This is a genomic window from Vibrio profundi (genome assembly GCF_043642225.1).
GTDB classification, from domain to species: Bacteria; Pseudomonadota; Gammaproteobacteria; order Enterobacterales; family Vibrionaceae; genus Vibrio; species Vibrio profundi_A.
In genome coordinates this window covers 226128-242520 of sequence record NZ_JBHZSF010000006.1, presented here as the reverse complement: position 1 = coordinate 242520, position 16393 = coordinate 226128, and the positions used below count along the sequence as shown (strand labels likewise).

Sequence of the window (16393 nt, the reverse complement as noted above, 5' to 3'; positions counted from 1 at the left end):
ACTGTGCCAAGACCGAAGTCTTGATTGGTCACTCAGTTCATTGAAACCAAAGTGATTCCTAAGAATCAATTTTGATAGTCATCAACGAGTGCCCACACAGATTGATAGGTTTAAATTGTTAAAGAGCTTTTCTTCATTAGGTCGCTTAGGACTCTTGAAGTGGACGTGCATTCTAGCGAGATAAGCTTCAGTGTCAAACACTTTTTAAAAGTTTATTTCGTTTATCGCTTCGTCTTACTAATCACTGCCGAAGCCTTATTGGCTCTGCCGTGTCAGTGGATGCGCATTATAGGTAGTTCGATTTTTTAGGCAAGCATTAAAACGCATTTTTCTAAAAAAAAACGGCCGAATGAACACTAATCATTCGACCTTATATTTATACGCTTTTAGCCTCAAGTTTCTGACACTTTATTCACAAAACCTTGTGGATAAGTTAGTCATCACTATCGAAGAAGTAAGAGATTCTTGATCTCGGGTTTAGATACTCTCTCACTTTCTCGGGTAACTTCCCTGGATGTATCGCGTTAACAATCTTTATTTCTTTATCACCTAAATCAATAATAGGTGCTTGAGTACGAGGAACGTTTGGATCGTAAATCAGTACGTTTGGGTAAAGAATGTTTTTTGAGTTAACGGATATCACTAGACCTATCGTTTCATTAGATAACTGTACTACTGTCCCGGGAGGAAACACTCCCATAAATTTGATTAAGATGTTTAAGTTATCATTACTATATAGATGCTTGCAGTTCTTATAGAGGTGAGACAGAGCCACGTAAGGGATTTTTTGTTCGGACGGTATATTATGATGACATAAGTTATCAAAGGCATTTGCTACCGCTATGACCTGAGCTAATTCGTCAATTTCTGCCTCTTTTAATCCTTCAGGGTAACCTGAACCATCATTTAACTCATGATGTTGAGCAATCACCCTCTTCGCACTGTCGGGAAAGTCTTGTATTGCATTAGCAAGGTCCAACCCATATTTAGTATGCAGTTTTAGATAATTCATTTCCGGCCCAGTAAGGGGCGTTTGCTTTCTCAAAATTGCGGAAGGAATTTTGATTTTTCCTATGTCGTGAAATAGCGCTGCAAATGACAACTCTTTCAACCGCGCAGCATCATAGCCTTTTGCCTTGCCAACCATCATTGCAATCACAGAAACATTAAGCGCATGGAAGTAGATGTCTTCGAATTCACTTTTGCCATTCATGAGATGTAAGGTGACATTGTCATCACTTAAAAGTTTATCCACTATATCGTCTATTAGTAATGCGGCTTCTTCAACAGCGTCAGCTGGTCGATTACGAATTTTAAGCATGACCGAACGCATTCGAGCAAGTGAGCGCTCAAATTCTTTTTCACAGTTGATAACCCTTCTTCTATATGAGCTGAGCTTCTCTATTCTTTTTTGCTTTTCCTGCCACATACGCTGAGCTTCAAGATCGATCTCACCATCTTCATCTTTATTATCTTTGACTTCTTGATTAGCAGGTAAAGGCTGGGTGTCGCTTTGATTCAAGTTAATGTAGACGTATTTGATCCCAAGATGACGGATCATCTGGATCTGTTCTTCGTTTTTAACTTTAAAGCTATTAAATAGAAAAGGGTGCTCGTTCCACTTCACCGGAAGTCGAATATGTAATCCAGGTTGAATACGATCCACTGTAATTTTAATACTGGCCACGTTTTATATACAAAATAATTAATAAAAGCTGATTTATAATGTTAATAGATCTCAACAACGAAATCATTATGCACTTAAGCACCCAACTAATATTAAAGTATGTCACTATGTAACATCCAACGTATACCGAACTGGTCTTCAACCTTACCGAATCTTGCCCCCCAAAAGGTATCAGCAAGTGGCATCATGACACGTCCGCTGGTTGCCAAGGTATCAAATAGACGACTTTGAATATTGGTATCGTCTAGTACTAAAGAGAGCGCCATATTATTCCCAGACAGCTCTTTTGCATTCATACCATCAGACATCATTAACTTCATGCCAAATGCTTCAAACTCTGCATGCATAATCCAATCAGGATCCACACCCTCAACCGTTTGTGGTGCATCCCTAAAGTATTGCTTGCTAACCACAACACCACCAAAGCATTTCTGGTAGTAATCTAGAGCTTCTTCGCAACGTCCGCCAAAAAATAAGTATGGGGTAAGTTTGAACATAGATTCCTCCTCTTCTATTTATTTAACCATAGTAAAGAGAAGTGAAATTGAAAGGTAAGGCTGTGACTTTATTGAATTTTAATGACCAAATGCACATTCGCCTTTCAGTAAGATGCATCATGACAACTCACAGAAATACTACTCCGTCTCTTTTTGAAATGACGCAAACCGAATTGCTCTAAGAGAAAGGGAAAACTTGCACGACTATTACGTATTGAAAAGGGGACGATTTTGATACTTAATTTCACTATCGATTTACTCATTAATGCCGCTAAACAAATAAACTTGGTGCAAGCAAACTTTCATCTTTTCTATACAACAAAGCCTCGGCATAATTCGAGGCTTTGTTGTTTGAATTGGGTATCGCTAAGTGGTTAGGTTGGGCTTGCATCTAAGGCGACAAGCTGAGTTTCAAATTCACGAACGCCCAAAACGACGAAAGGTCGCTATAAAAGCGACCTTTCTATATATGGTACCGATTAGGCGGACTGATTGGACAGGCATTCCTACCACCACCCCGAAGGCAACACTTTCCACACTCCAGATACAACAAAGCCCCAACTTTCGTTGAGGCTCTGTCTTAAAATATGGTACCGGTAGGCGGACTTGAACCGCCACGCCCGAAGGCAACGGATTTTGAATCCGTCGTGTATACCAATTTCACCATACCGGCATCTTAGGGCTGAACCCTTTTGATGTTTGGCATTATACGTATGCCGAACATCGGTGCAAGTATAAAAGCTTGAAAAGCCAATTGTTTGCCGATAATTTCGCCATTAAGTAGTAAGCTGTGCGTTATGTCTCTTTTCAGATAGCCTTCAAGGCTATATTCTGACGCCAAATTTTAAGAGTAAGCTCAAGTTATGACATCATCACACACACTTCCACCAGCCGGTATGATGCGCCGATTTGGTGCGCTTTTTTATGACGCATTAATCGTACTCGCTATTGAAATGATGGCTGCGGGGGTCATCATTGCCATATTAGAAGCACTAGTCGCTGCCGGGCTTATGACTTACGGTCCATATATTGACGTGAGTGACATGCTCTCTAAGCATCCAATTTGGAGTTACGTTTACACCTTTTATCTTGTTGCTGTATGGGTTTACTTCTTTATATTTTTCTGGACTCGAGCAGGACAGACTCTTGGTATGAGAGCTTGGAAACTGCGTTTACAAAATACTAACGGCACCGCTATTACTGTAACTCAAGCTTTGATTCGTTTAGGGACATCAGGGTTTGGCTTGGCAAACCTAACGGTTCCATTTGACCCGAAAAAGCGTGGCTTCCATGATATGTGGGCAAAAACGGAAGTCGTCGTTTTACCCAAAGCGAATTAGCGTTCAGTAAGGATAAGATACAAAAAAGGAAGGCAAGCGCCTTCCTTTTTCTCTTTATAGTTTTCGCCTTAACAACAACACAGCTATTGCTAAGAACACCACACTGGGCGCAATGGCGCCAAAGGCTGGAGGGACTTGATACACCAAACTCAAAGGGCCAAAAAACTCACTGGATATATAGAAAGTAAAGCCAGCGATTACACCCGAAAGAATTCTCGCTCCCATCGTCACGCTTCTTAGTGGTCCAAAGATAAACGACAACGCCATCAACATCATAACCGCAATGGAAATCGGTTGAGTTATCTTACGCCAGAAAGCGAGTTCATAACGGGACGAGTCTTGTTCAGACTCTTCCAAATAGGACACATAGTCATACAACCCACTCAAAGATAGCTCTTCAGGCTTCACCGTTACTACAGCTAACTTATCTGGGGCAAGAGAAGTCTCCCAGCGATATTCAGGCAGGGATTGTTTAGAAATTTCAACTTCGTTTTCTAGTGTAGTGAACTCAACATCAGACATCATCCAGGTGTTATCACTGATGTAATTCACTTCTTCCGCGAAGATAACATTCTGGAGTTGCTTCTCTTTATCGAATCGCCATATGTTCATGCCATGCAACTGTTCGCCATCTACCTTACCTATAAAGATAAAGTCGTTGGCATCACGAGCCCAAACACCGCTTCTTGTTGAAATGATACTACCGCCAGATATCGACATCGCTCTTAGATCACGAGCCATTTTCTGAGCTTGAGGCGCGCCCCACTGACCCAGCAATGTCACAATGATCATAAGTGGTACTGCTGTTTTAAGAACGGACAACCCGATATCTAATTTAGAAAATCCGGCCGCTTGCATCACGACGAGTTCTGAACTGGCAGCCAACATCCCTAAGCCGATCAAAGCACCTAGCAATGCAGCCATTGGAAAGAACATTTCAATATCACGAGGGATACTCAATATCACAAAGTAAAGTGCTTGAAGTAAGTCGTAAGTACCGCGCCCCACTTTTCTCAGCTGTTCTACGTACTTGATGATCCCAGAAAGACCGACAAACGTCACTAACACAAGCGATGTTGTCGCTATGATGGTTCTGCCTATATAAAGATCGAGAATTTTAAACACGGCTTATGCGAACCTCTTCTTTCTGAATTTTTCTTTAAATCGTCTAACGGGAACACTGTCCATGAAGTTTGCAGCAATTGCGACAACAAGCAGCAGAGCATTAATTGGCCACATCCCCACAACCGCAGGAATACTGCCGTCTTCTATTGCTGACTTTGTCGCACTAATTGCCAAAAAGTAAGTCAAATAAATGAGAATAGCTGGGCCCATTTTAGCAAAGCGACCTTGTCTCGGGTTCACCGCCGATAACGGCACCACCAGCATCGTTAGTAATGGAATACATAGCACCAATGAGATTCGCCACTGAAGTTCAGCTTTCGCGCTCGAATCAGGGTGGTTAATAAGGTCAAGAGTTGGTATCGCCTCCCAATCTCTGTCTTTTCTCTTTACATCACGCTGACCAATCAAGCCTTCATATTCTTCGAAATGAGTCACCATATAATCAACACGAGTTGGGACACCTTCGTAGCGAGTCCCCTCATACATAGTGATCACTTGGCGACCGTCACTTAATTCACTGACATCGCCCGATTTAGAAAACATTACACTTGGTAAAATAGAATCTCGTGGGCGAATTTGAGCAATGAACACATTATTCAACTTGCTGTCTTTAATCGAATCAATAAAGACCACAGATGAGCGGTCTGGTGTCGGCTCAAAGCTCCCAGCCTTTAGTAAATCAACACTGTTTTCCGCCGCTAATTGTTCAATGAGCTGAGCTTCTTTATCTTGTGCCCAAGGCGATAGCCATAATGAGTTAACACCCGCAACGGTGGCGGTGATAATCGCGAGGTACAAAGCGGCTTGAATAAGAAACTTGTTGCCAATCCCTGTCGCATTCATCACTACGATTTCACTTTCAGCGTATAGGCGACCGAAAGTCAGCAAAATACCAATATAGATACTGAGCGGTAGCATCAGTAACCCCATTGCTGGCATGTTTAAACCAACAATTGATAAAATTAAACTCGCCGGGATTTCACCATCGGAAGCTTCAGCCAAAACGCTGATGAACTTTTGACTAAGAAACACAAGAAACAACACGAAAAAGATCGCAAATTGGCTCATGAGTGTCTCGCGGATCAAATATCTAACAATAATCACGCTGAAATTACCTATACAAAACTTGTTTTTTTAATTGAATCACTATAATTTCCCGTTGAACCTTTTATTTTTAAATTTTTGGCTAAATGTTAACACGCTTATTTAAAGGTTAGTTCCATTGTAGGATCCAACAAGCAAGCGTGCATTATCTAACATTTAGTTCTATTTGTCTTCAGGATGTAGGAGTACGCATGGAGTTCAGTGTAAAAAGTGGCAGTCCAGAGAAACAACGTAGCGCATGTATCGTTGTTGGGGTGTTCGAACCACGTCGCCTTTCTCCAGTAGCCGAGCAGCTAGATAAAATCAGCGATGGCTACATTAGTTCACTACTTCGCCGTGGTGACCTAGAAGGAAAACCTGGCCAGATGCTACTACTGCATCAAGTACCTGGTGTTTTATCAGAGCGTGTATTATTGGTTGGTTGCGGTAAAGAGCGTGAGCTTGGCGAGCGTCAATACAAAGAAATCATTCAAAAAACCATCAGTACTCTAAACGAAACAGGTTCTATGGAAGCGGTATGTTTCCTTACAGAACTACACGTTAAAGGCCGTGATACTTACTGGAAAGTTCGTCAAGCAGTTGAAGCAACGAAAGACGGTCTTTACACGTTCGATCAGTTCAAAAGCAATAAACCAGAAACTCGTCGCCCACTTCGTAAATTGGTCTTCAACGTACCAACTCGTCGCGAATTAAACTTAGGTGAAAAAGCGATTGCACACGGCCTTGCTGTTGCATCTGGTGTTAAAGCGTCGAAAGATCTTGGCAACATGCCGCCAAACATTGCAAACCCTGCATACCTTGCTTCTCAAGCTCGTCGTCTGGCTGACGATTACGAAACCGTCACGACTAAAATCATTGGCGAAGAAGAGATGGAAAAGCTGGGCATGACTTCATACCTAGCGGTAGGTCGTGGCTCTAAGAACGAATCTATGATGTCTATCATGGAGTACAAAGGTGCACCAGACGCTGATACAAAACCAATTGTATTAGTCGGTAAAGGCCTAACGTTCGATTCAGGCGGTATTTCACTTAAGCCAGGCGAAGGCATGGATGAGATGAAGTACGACATGTGTGGTGCAGCATCTGTATTCGGTACGATGAAAGCATTGGCTAAGTTGAACCTACCAATCAACGTTGTGGGTATTCTAGCGGGCTGTGAAAACATGCCAGGTAGCAATGCTTACCGTCCAGGTGACATCCTAACAACAATGTCGGGCCAGACTGTTGAAGTATTAAATACTGATGCTGAAGGTCGTCTGGTTCTTTGTGATGCTCTAACTTACGTTGAGCGCTTCGAACCTGATTGTGTTATCGATGTTGCGACACTAACAGGCGCGTGTGTTATCGCTTTAGGTCACCACATCAGTGGCGTTCTATCTAACCACAACCCTCTATCTCATGAGCTAGTGAACGCTTCTGATCAAGCGAGCGACCGTGCCTGGCGTCTACCTATGGCAGATGAATACCACGAGCAAATCGCAAGCCCGTTCGCCGACATGGCAAACATTGGCGGTCGCCCTGGCGGCACTATCACAGCTGGTTGTTTCCTATCGAAGTTCACAAAGAAATACAACTGGGCGCACATTGATAGCGCAGGTACAGCATGGAAATCTGGTAAAGCAAAAGGTTCGACAGGTCGTCCTGTCTCTATGCTTGTCCAATTCTTACTGAACCGCAGCGGCCAAGAGACTGAGGAAAAATCCTCATAATTCAAAAAAGGGCCTACGGGCCCTTTTTTAGTATTACGGTTTGAGATTCTTGCATGCAAACAGCCACCTTCTACATTGTTAATGATGATAGCCCTCAAGCAACAGTCGATGGGTTTAATCGCTACGTGCTATTTCTGGCCAGTCACTTTGCCAAGCAAGGGGCTAAGGTCTACCTAAATTGCAACGATAAACAACACGCTGAAATGCTAGCTGAATATTTTTGGCAGGCTGACGCCGACCAGTTTATCGCGCACAATTTAGTGGGAGAAGGTCCGAAATACGCGACTAATATTGAAATAGGCTATCAAGACGTCAAGCCAAACTGGAACCGCCAATTAGTAATAAATGTGGCGGATAATAATACAACCTTTGCGAACGCCTTTGCTCAAGTGGTAGACTTCGTCCCTTGCGAAGAAAAAGCTAAGCAACTCGCTCGAGAAAGGTATAAAATTTACCGTCAGGCTGGATATCAGCTTCAAACTATCGAGATTCAACATCCATAGTCAAACCTCATAGTTAAAGCTCTCTTTGAGTGCATACTCAAGAAGCTTCACTTATGAAGTTTGACCACGATTAACTATTCACAGTATCCGTTTAAGAGCACTATGGAAAAAACATACAACCCAACATCAATCGAACAAGATCTGTATCAGACTTGGGAAGAGAAAGGCTACTTCAAGCCACACGGTGACACATCAAAAGAAGCGTACAGCATCATGATTCCGCCACCGAACGTCACTGGTAGCCTACACATGGGTCACGCGTTCCAAGACACAATCATGGATACTCTTATCCGTGCAGAGCGTATGAAAGGTAAAAATACGCTTTGGCAAGTGGGTACTGACCACGCTGGTATCGCAACTCAAATGGTTGTTGAGCGTAAGATTGCTGCAGAAGAAGGCAAAACTAAACACGACTACGGCCGTGACGCTTTCATCGACAAAATCTGGGAATGGAAAAACGAATCTGGTGGCACAATCACTAAGCAGCTTCGTCGCCTTGGTGCATCGGTAGACTGGGACCGTGAGCGTTTCACTATGGATGATGGCCTATCAAACGCGGTTCAAGAAGTGTTTGTTCGCTTGTACGAAGATGACCTAATCTACCGTGGTAAGCGTCTAGTAAACTGGGATCCTAAACTGCACACTGCAATTTCTGATCTTGAAGTTGAAAACAAAGACAAAAAAGGCCACATGTGGCACTTCCGCTACCCGCTAGCAAACGGCGTGAAGACAGCAGAAGGTAAAGACTACATTGTTGTTGCAACGACTCGTCCAGAAACCATGCTTGGCGATACTGGTGTTGCAGTAAACCCAGAAGATCCTCGCTACAAAGATCTTATCGGTAAAGAGATCCTACTTCCTATCGTTAACCGTCTGATCCCTATCGTAGGCGATGAGCACGCCGATATGGAAAAAGGCACAGGTTGTGTGAAGATCACTCCTGCTCACGACTTTAACGATTACGAAGTTGGTAAGCGCAACAACCTACCAATGATCAACATCCTAACTTTCAATGCTGATATCCGTGATGCAGCTGAAGTATTCACTACTAACGGTGAAGCTAGCGATGTTTACTCAACAGAACTACCTGCTAAGTACCACGGCATGGAGCGTTTTGCTGCTCGTAAAGCGATCGTTGCTGAATTTGAAGAACTTGGTCTTCTTGATGAAATCAAAGATCACGATCTAACAGTCCCTTACGGCGACCGTGGTGGCGTGGTTATCGAACCAATGCTAACTGACCAATGGTACGTACGTGCTGCGCCTCTTGCTGAGCCTGCTGTTAAAGCGGTTGAAGATGGTGACATTCAGTTCGTTCCTAAACAGTACGAAAACATGTACTTCTCTTGGATGCGTGACATTCAAGACTGGTGTATCTCTCGCCAGCTTTGGTGGGGTCACCGTATCCCGGCATGGTACGACAACGACGGCAACGTATATGTAGGCCGTACTGAAGAAGAAGTACGTGCAAACAACAACCTTGCACCTGTAGTTGTTCTTCGCCAAGACGATGACGTACTCGATACATGGTTCTCTTCTGCACTGTGGACATTCGGCACTCAAGGCTGGCCTGAGCAAACTGAAGATCTGAAAACATTCCACCCTTCAGACGTTCTAGTAACTGGCTTCGACATCATCTTCTTCTGGGTTGCGCGTATGATCATGATGACCATGCACTTCAACAAAGATGAAAACGGTAAGTCGCAAGTACCATTCAAGACAGTTTACGTTACTGGCCTAATCCGTGACGAAAACGGCGACAAGATGTCTAAGTCTAAAGGTAACGTACTTGACCCTATCGACATGATCGATGGTATCGACCTTGAGTCTCTAGTAGAGAAGCGTTGTGGCAACATGATGCAACCTCAGCTAGCGAAGAAGATCGAGAAGAACACTCGTAAGACTTTCGAAAACGGTATCGAACCATACGGTACTGACGCGCTACGTTTCACCCTTGCTGCTATGGCTTCTACTGGCCGTGACATCAACTGGGACATGAAGCGTCTTGAAGGTTACCGTAACTTCTGTAACAAGCTATGGAACGCAAGCCGTTACGTACTAATGAACACAGAAGAGCACGATTGTGGCATGTCACTATCTGCAGAAGACCGTGCAAATATGGAATTCTCTCTAGCAGATAAGTGGATTGAATCTCAGTTTGAACTAGCAGCGAAAGAGTTTAATGCTCACCTAGACAACTACCGTCTAGACATGGCAGCAAACACGCTTTACGAATTCATCTGGAACCAATTCTGTGACTGGTACCTAGAGCTAACTAAGCCAGTTCTATGGAAAGGTACAGAAGCTCAGCAACAAGCTACTCGCTACATGCTGATCACTGTTCTAGAGAAGACACTACGTCTTGCTCACCCAGTGCTTCCTTACATCACTGAATCTATCTGGCAAAGCGTTAAGCCGCTAGTAGACGGTGTTGAAGGCGACACTATCATGACTCAAGCGCTTCCTCAGTTTAACGAAGAGAACTTCGACGCTGAGATCGTAGAAGACATCGAGTGGGTTAAGACATTCATCACTGCTATCCGTAACCTACGTGCGGAATACGACATTGCCCCAAGCAAAGGCTTAGAAGTAATGATTAAAGTTGCGGATGAAAAAGATGCGGCTCGTATCGAAGCAAACAAGGTAGTTCTAAACTCTCTTGCTAAACTAGATAGCCTAACAGTGCTAGCACAAGGTGAAGAAACACCAGCTTGTGCAACGAAACTGGTTGGTAAATCTGAGCTGATGATTCCGATGGCCGGCCTTATCGACAAAGATGCTGAACTTGCTCGTCTTGATAAAGAAGTGAAAAAGACACACGGCGAAATCAAGCGTATCGAAGGTAAGCTAGGTAACGAAGGTTTCGTTGCTAAAGCGCCTGAAGCGGTTATCGCGAAAGAGCGTGAAAAACTTGAAGGTTACCAAGAGACTCTTGTGAAGCTAGAAGAGCAAAAAGCAACAATCGCCGCACTATAATAATTGTATAACCTAAATTAGGTATCGATACACTGAAAAGCCGATGTGAAAACATCGGCTTTTTTATTATCTGTATCAACCACTAATCCAATATTTGTAAATCAGAAAGATAATTCCTTTTGACATAGTTGCGATACGCAATTAAATTATAGTTGTACATCGCAACTATATTGAGAGTAATTATGGATTCGAAGCAACTAAGAGAACAATCACGCCAATTGGTTAGACAGCTAGGTATGTTAGATAAAGAGTGTGGAGAGATTGCTCTACCTCCTGTTCAAGCTCATACTTTAATTGAACTAGCTCAGGCTCCGCTAACCGTCAATCAACTCGCTCACACTCTCAATATCGATAAATCCAATGCAAGTAGAGCCATCAATAATCTCCAAAAAAGTGCCTTGATTGAAACGCTCCCACATCCCGACGACAAACGGAGCTTAATTGCGTCTCTCACTCCTGAGGGTAAGAATACGTTAGAGCAATTGAATCGACAGCAAGACCAATTTTACGACTCCGTGATTGAGCGACTCTCAAATGAAGAGGTCGACCAACTATCGAATGGCGTCGCGTTATACCTTAAAGCGCTAAAACAGAAACAAGCTTCACAATCACTTCAAGTCCGTGTATTAACCCCTGAAGACAACCAAGCAGTTGCGAATGTAATCCGCCAAGTCTCTTATGAAAACGGGCTTACAGAAGACAAAGGCTATGGGGTAGCAGACCCAACGCTAGAAGATATGTATCGCGTCTATAACAATGAAAAGTCCAAATACTGGGTGATAGAGTTAAATGGCAAAGTTGTAGGCGGAGGAGGTTTTGCTCCCCTAAAAGGAAAACCCGAAGTGTGTGAGTTACAAAAGATGTATTTCTTACCGGAAACTCGTGGAAAAGGGCTCGCAACAAAGCTGGTCAATATGTCTCTCAAAGAAGCCAAAGCAATGGGCTATCAGTCAATGTATCTCGAAACTACTGAGTGCTTAGGGGCTGCCATCAAGCTTTATGAAAAGCTGGGATTTGAGCATTTGGCTCAGGCTTGGGGTGAGACAGGCCATGATGCCTGTGAAGTCGTCATGGCAAAAACACTTTAAAGTATTGTACTCGCGCCACTATTCTCTTAGGAAGTTCGTCACGCAAGCTGATGGATGCAATGCGATCATCGTATGTTCGTATTGCCCATCTAATTCGACCTCTAACGAATAAAGATCACGCTCATCTGGGCTATCTAAATTCGCACACTTAGGCGCTTCTATTTGAAACAAAGCGCTGGTGTGCTCACTTCGTACATCAATGGGTAGAACATACTTCATCCCATTAAACTTAACCGATGCCGATACTAAACCTGGAGAATAAGTTTGGTAGATCAAGTCCACCTTGAACTCACACCCCCCACCATGGTGCCAAATTTGCTCGGTCATCACTTGTTCAAGCTTTACGTTACGTACAAATTGGAGATAAGGCACCAACCAAATGCCAATACGTTCATCCATAGGTTCTGGAAGTGCACCTTGCAAAGCGCCTAAATCAGGTTGATCTTCTTCTAGCAGTAGCCCTTCCTCTTCTTCAAGAAAAAGCACTTCAAAACGGTTGCGCCCTAGCTGCATGTAAGGGCGAATGTCTTTTCGATAAATAGCCTGAGTGCCATCGCAATCAAATACGGCAACACCATTTAACCTCACCTCTGCGAAAAAATCGACGCCGCCCATGACAAGCTCTACAGCAGGAAACGCCAACATCGCGTCATCAACTTCGATATCATGCATCAAGTGCCACTCTTGCTCCGAGATCTCCTGTTCAGAAAGAGTATCAGGTAACACTAGGCTCAATGGAGCTGGAAATGTAATGTCATCCTGAGGGATAGATAAATCTGTCAATGGAGAGACCTGCCATAGGCCAGCTAGAGATAACTTCATACCAAAAATTGCGCTAGATCAAATTTGGCAGCATTATAATGAATGCATACACATAAAGACATCGATTTTTCTACGGGTAAAAAAATACCAGCTATAAAAGCTGGTATTTAGAAATCATTTGAGAGCGAGCTCACTACTCGTCATCACCTTCATCTTCATCTGGATAGATAGCATCTTCACCTTCGTAGTAAGTGCCCCAACCATCGTAGATGATGTCGAACTTCTCTGCTAAATTTACAAGCTTCTCTACTTGCTCATCAATTGCTTCAGCATTTAGCGCTGACTGCATAGTCGCATCACAACAAAGAAGTTTGTTGCCATCTTCATCTTCAGTTTCTTCAGCTTCTAGCACTTCGAAACCCATTTTGAATGCTTCAACAACCGCTTTCTCAAGCACTTCGAAATCTTCAGCAAATAGGTGATGCTCAATATCGTATAAAGCATCAGGATCGCTACCATCTTCGATCAATGCTTCAATGATGTCGCGAGTCTCTTCCTTTTGAAATTCAATTAATTCCGCTACTGATAGATATTCATCTTCGTGAGACATGTTTCTGCTCCAGAGTGTTGACTATGAAAGGATCAAATTTAATTGCCACGAAATATGGCATGGATCGCCTTGAAATGCCACCTAGATTAAAGGGAGATCACGATCTTTATTGAGGACTTTGATTAGCATGACTCTGTAAAAAAACAAAACAACAATCACAGAAACAACTTTCTAACAAATAATTAACCAGTGACCAATTTAGAATATCCTTTTTATGCTACAAAAAAGATTAGCGACACGATTATTGCCTTTTTATCTGTTTATATTGCATAGAATAATGCTGCCAAGTTTGAATAAAAGTTCACCTTACCTCCATTTTACCCACTTCAATGAATATTAATTCACTATATTGCTTGATGATGGGACTTCTTAATTCGACCTAAGTCGCATAATCACGCAAATATGAATCAATGACACCAACGCCTGCAAGCAACATATTAGCCTTTATATTTTTAATTATTGGTTTTATAAACCACAAAACAAGGCACATCGCAAAATAAACACCACATTTGATAACTTGCATCTTATCGAGAAGCTTGTCATAAATAGATGCTGGATTAAAAGTAAGGATGCAAAATGAGTAAGCTGTACGTTGGCTCTGAAGTTGGTCAGTTAAGACGAGTATTATTAAACCGACCAGAACGAGCACTCACCCACCTCACCCCATCAAACTGTCACGAACTACTTTTCGATGATGTATTAGCGGTAGAAGCTGCCGGTGAGGAGCATGATGCATTCGCCACAACACTTCGTGATCAAGGCGTAGAGGTATTGCTGCTGCACGATTTGTTAGTTGAAACGCTAGCCGTACCAGAAGCACGTGAATGGCTACTGAACACTCAGATTTCAGATTTTCGCTACGGTCCAACATTTGCGCGCGATTTACGTAACTACCTTGCGCAAATGGACAACGAGCACTTAGCAACGATTCTTTTAGGTGGTTTAGCCTATTCAGAATTGCCAATCCAGTCGTCGTCAATGCTACCGAAAATGCACCGACCACTAGACTTCGTTATCGAGCCGCTACCTAATCACCTATTTACGCGTGATACTTCTTGTTGGGTCTATGGCGGCGTATCACTCAACCCAATGATGAAACCGGCTCGTCAACGCGAGACCAACCATCTTCGCGCGATTTACCGTTGGCACCCTGTTTTTGCAGGCCAAGACTTCATTAAATACTTTGGTGACGAAGATCTTCATTACGATAACGCCAATATCGAAGGTGGCGACGTACTCGTCATCGGTAAAGGTGCTGTTCTTATTGGCATGTCTGAGCGTACCAAACCTCAAGGTGTTGAAAACCTAGCAGCTAGCCTATTTAAATCCGGCCAAGCAAAAGAGGTCATCGCAATCGATCTGCCTAAGCACCGTTCATGCATGCACTTAGATACCGTCATGACACACATGGATATCGATACCTTCTCGGTTTACCCAGAGATCGTACGTAAAGATCTTGATACTTGGCGACTAACACCAAAAGAAAACGGCGAAATGCGCGTTGAGAAAGCGGATAACTATTTGTCTGCTATCGAGGGAGCATTAGGGCTCGATCACCTTAAGATCATCACAACAGGTGGCGATAACTACGAAGCCGAACGTGAGCAGTGGAATGACGCAAACAATGTTCTAACGGTGAAGCCGGGCACGGTAATTGGTTATGAACGTAACGTTTATACCAACGAAAAATACGACAAAGCAGGTATTGAGGTACTAACCATCCCAGGTAATGAGCTTGGCCGAGGACGCGGGGGCGCTCGTTGTATGAGTTGCCCGATTGAACGTGATGGCATTTAATCGAATAAGTTCGACCTAAGCGAAACGATAAAAAGGCTGATGTGTTACGCATCAGCCTTTTTTTACAGTTAAATTGAAATAATTATTCACAAAAGTAGCATTTATATGTTTAACTAAACTCTTATTTGATACTCAAAGCTCAAGGAGCGAGATATGGCGTTTAATCTTCGCAACCGTAACTTTCTAAAACTACTAGACTTTACTCCAAAAGAAATACAGTTTTTGCTCGATTTATCTGCAGACTTGAAAAAAGCAAAGTATGCAGGAACAGAACAAAAAAAGCTTACGGGTAAAAATATCGCTCTGATCTTTGAAAAAGCTTCAACTCGAACTCGCTGCGCATTTGAAGTAGCAGCGTTCGATCAAGGTGCACAAGTGTCTTACATTGGCCCTTCAGGCTCACAGATCGGCCAGAAAGAATCCATGAAAGACACCGCTCGTGTGCTTGGCAGAATGTATGACGGCATCGAGTATCGTGGCTTTGGTCAAGACATCGTAGAAGTGCTTGGCGAACACGCTGGTGTACCAGTGTGGAATGGCTTAACCGACGAATTTCACCCTACGCAAATCTTAGCTGATTTCCTCACCATGCTAGAACACGGTCGCGGTAAGCTTTTACACCAAATCTCATTTGCTTACCTTGGTGATGCTCGCAACAACATGGGTAACTCACTGCTCGTTGGCGCGGCAAAGATGGGTATGGACATTCGCCTTGTTGCCCCACAAGAGTTTTGGCCAGAGCAAGAACTAGTCGACCAGTGCCAAGCAATTGCCCAATCAACGGGAGCCAAAATCACTTTAACTGAAAACGTGGAAGAAGGAGTTAACGGCTGTGACTTTTTGTACACCGATGTTTGGGTTTCAATGGGCGAAGCGCCAGAAGCTTGGGATGAACGTGTCGCAAAAATGAAGCCTTACCAAGTCAACATGGATGTCATCCAGAAAACGGGCAACCCACAAGTTAAGTTCATGCACTGTCTTCCTGCCTTCCATAACGATGAAACTGTCATTGGAAAACAAGTTGCAGAGAAATACGGTATGAATGGCCTAGAGGTAACTGACGAAGTCTTTGAGTCAGATTATTCTATTGTATTTGATGAGGCTGAGAACCGTATGCACACCATCAAAGCGGTTATGGTCGCGACGCTCGGTCAGTAAACACAGAATGACGTGAGCAAAAGCTTGATGTAATCGC

13 protein-coding genes and 1 tRNA gene are annotated in these 16393 nt (G+C 43.3%); 7 read left to right on the top strand and 7 right to left on the bottom strand.

All coding sequences use genetic code 11. The features are described from left to right. Positions 1-433: 433 nt before the first annotated feature. The 3 genes from ACHUFI_RS12235 to ACHUFI_RS12225 form a co-directional block, all read right to left on the bottom strand. Positions 434-1687: an HD-GYP domain-containing protein gene (locus tag ACHUFI_RS12235; protein ID WP_394249470.1), complete on the bottom strand. Its 1254-nt coding sequence runs from the start codon at positions 1685-1687 to the stop codon at positions 434-436. A 92-nt stretch (positions 1688-1779) separates the two neighbouring features. Continuing rightward, positions 1780-2184: a VOC family protein gene (locus ACHUFI_RS12230; protein WP_394249468.1), complete on the bottom strand. Its 405-nt coding sequence runs from the start codon at positions 2182-2184 to the stop codon at positions 1780-1782. 588 nt (positions 2185-2772) lie between these two features. Continuing rightward, positions 2773-2857 (bottom strand) — tRNA-Leu (locus ACHUFI_RS12225). A 190-nt stretch (positions 2858-3047) separates the two neighbouring features. Between ACHUFI_RS12225 and ACHUFI_RS12220 the strand changes: the two genes are divergently transcribed. Then, a complete protein-coding gene (locus tag ACHUFI_RS12220) occupies positions 3048-3524 on the top strand; it encodes an RDD family protein (protein WP_394249466.1) in 477 nt (158 codons plus the stop codon). A 54-nt stretch (positions 3525-3578) separates the two neighbouring features. On the opposite strand, the gene lptG is transcribed toward ACHUFI_RS12220, so the two are convergent. Both lptG and lptF read right to left on the bottom strand, forming a co-directional pair. Next, a complete protein-coding gene (lptG, locus tag ACHUFI_RS12215) occupies positions 3579-4649 on the bottom strand; it encodes an LPS export ABC transporter permease LptG (RefSeq protein WP_394249464.1) in 1071 nt (356 codons plus the stop codon). 3 nt (positions 4650-4652) lie between these two features. Continuing rightward, complete coding sequence (gene lptF, locus ACHUFI_RS12210) at positions 4653-5753, bottom strand: LPS export ABC transporter permease LptF (protein WP_394249462.1); 1101 nt, start codon at positions 5751-5753, stop codon at positions 4653-4655. Between the two features lie 191 nt (positions 5754-5944). On the opposite strand from lptF, the gene pepA reads away from it, so the two are divergent. The 4 genes from pepA to ACHUFI_RS12190 all read left to right on the top strand — a co-directional run bounded on the left by pepA (position 5945) and on the right by ACHUFI_RS12190 (position 12029). Beyond that, complete coding sequence (pepA, locus tag ACHUFI_RS12205) at positions 5945-7462, top strand: leucyl aminopeptidase (protein WP_394249460.1); 1518 nt, start codon at positions 5945-5947, stop codon at positions 7460-7462. A 53-nt stretch (positions 7463-7515) separates the two neighbouring features. After that, positions 7516-7965: a DNA polymerase III subunit chi gene (locus ACHUFI_RS12200; RefSeq protein WP_394249458.1), complete on the top strand. Its 450-nt coding sequence runs from the start codon at positions 7516-7518 to the stop codon at positions 7963-7965. A gap of 102 nt (positions 7966-8067) precedes the next feature. After that, entirely contained in the window at positions 8068-10941 is a 2874-nt protein-coding gene (locus ACHUFI_RS12195; protein WP_394249456.1) for a valine--tRNA ligase, read from the top strand. Positions 10942-11123: 182 nt separating this feature from the next. Further along, on the top strand, positions 11124-12029 hold the full coding sequence (locus ACHUFI_RS12190; RefSeq protein WP_394249454.1) for a bifunctional helix-turn-helix transcriptional regulator/GNAT family N-acetyltransferase: 906 nt from the start codon (positions 11124-11126) through the stop codon (positions 12027-12029). An 18-nt stretch (positions 12030-12047) separates the two neighbouring features. Here ACHUFI_RS12190 and ACHUFI_RS12185 read toward each other — a convergent pair whose 3' ends face one another. Further along, positions 12048-12851: a glycosyl hydrolase 2 galactose-binding domain-containing protein gene (locus ACHUFI_RS12185; RefSeq protein ID WP_394249452.1), complete on the bottom strand. Its 804-nt coding sequence runs from the start codon at positions 12849-12851 to the stop codon at positions 12048-12050. 133 nt (positions 12852-12984) lie between these two features. Then, entirely contained in the window at positions 12985-13401 is a 417-nt protein-coding gene (rraB, locus tag ACHUFI_RS12180; RefSeq protein ID WP_394249450.1) for a ribonuclease E inhibitor RraB, read from the bottom strand. 576 nt (positions 13402-13977) lie between these two features. Between rraB and arcA the strand changes: the two genes are divergently transcribed. Further along, positions 13978-15198, top strand: a complete 1221-nt coding sequence (gene arcA / locus ACHUFI_RS12175) for an arginine deiminase (protein WP_394249448.1) — start codon at positions 13978-13980, stop codon at positions 15196-15198. A 153-nt stretch (positions 15199-15351) separates the two neighbouring features. Continuing rightward, positions 15352-16356 (top strand): ornithine carbamoyltransferase, encoded by a 1005-nt coding sequence (gene argF / locus ACHUFI_RS12170; RefSeq protein WP_394249445.1) that lies wholly within the window; start codon positions 15352-15354, stop codon positions 16354-16356. The last annotated feature ends 37 nt before the right edge of the window (positions 16357-16393 follow it).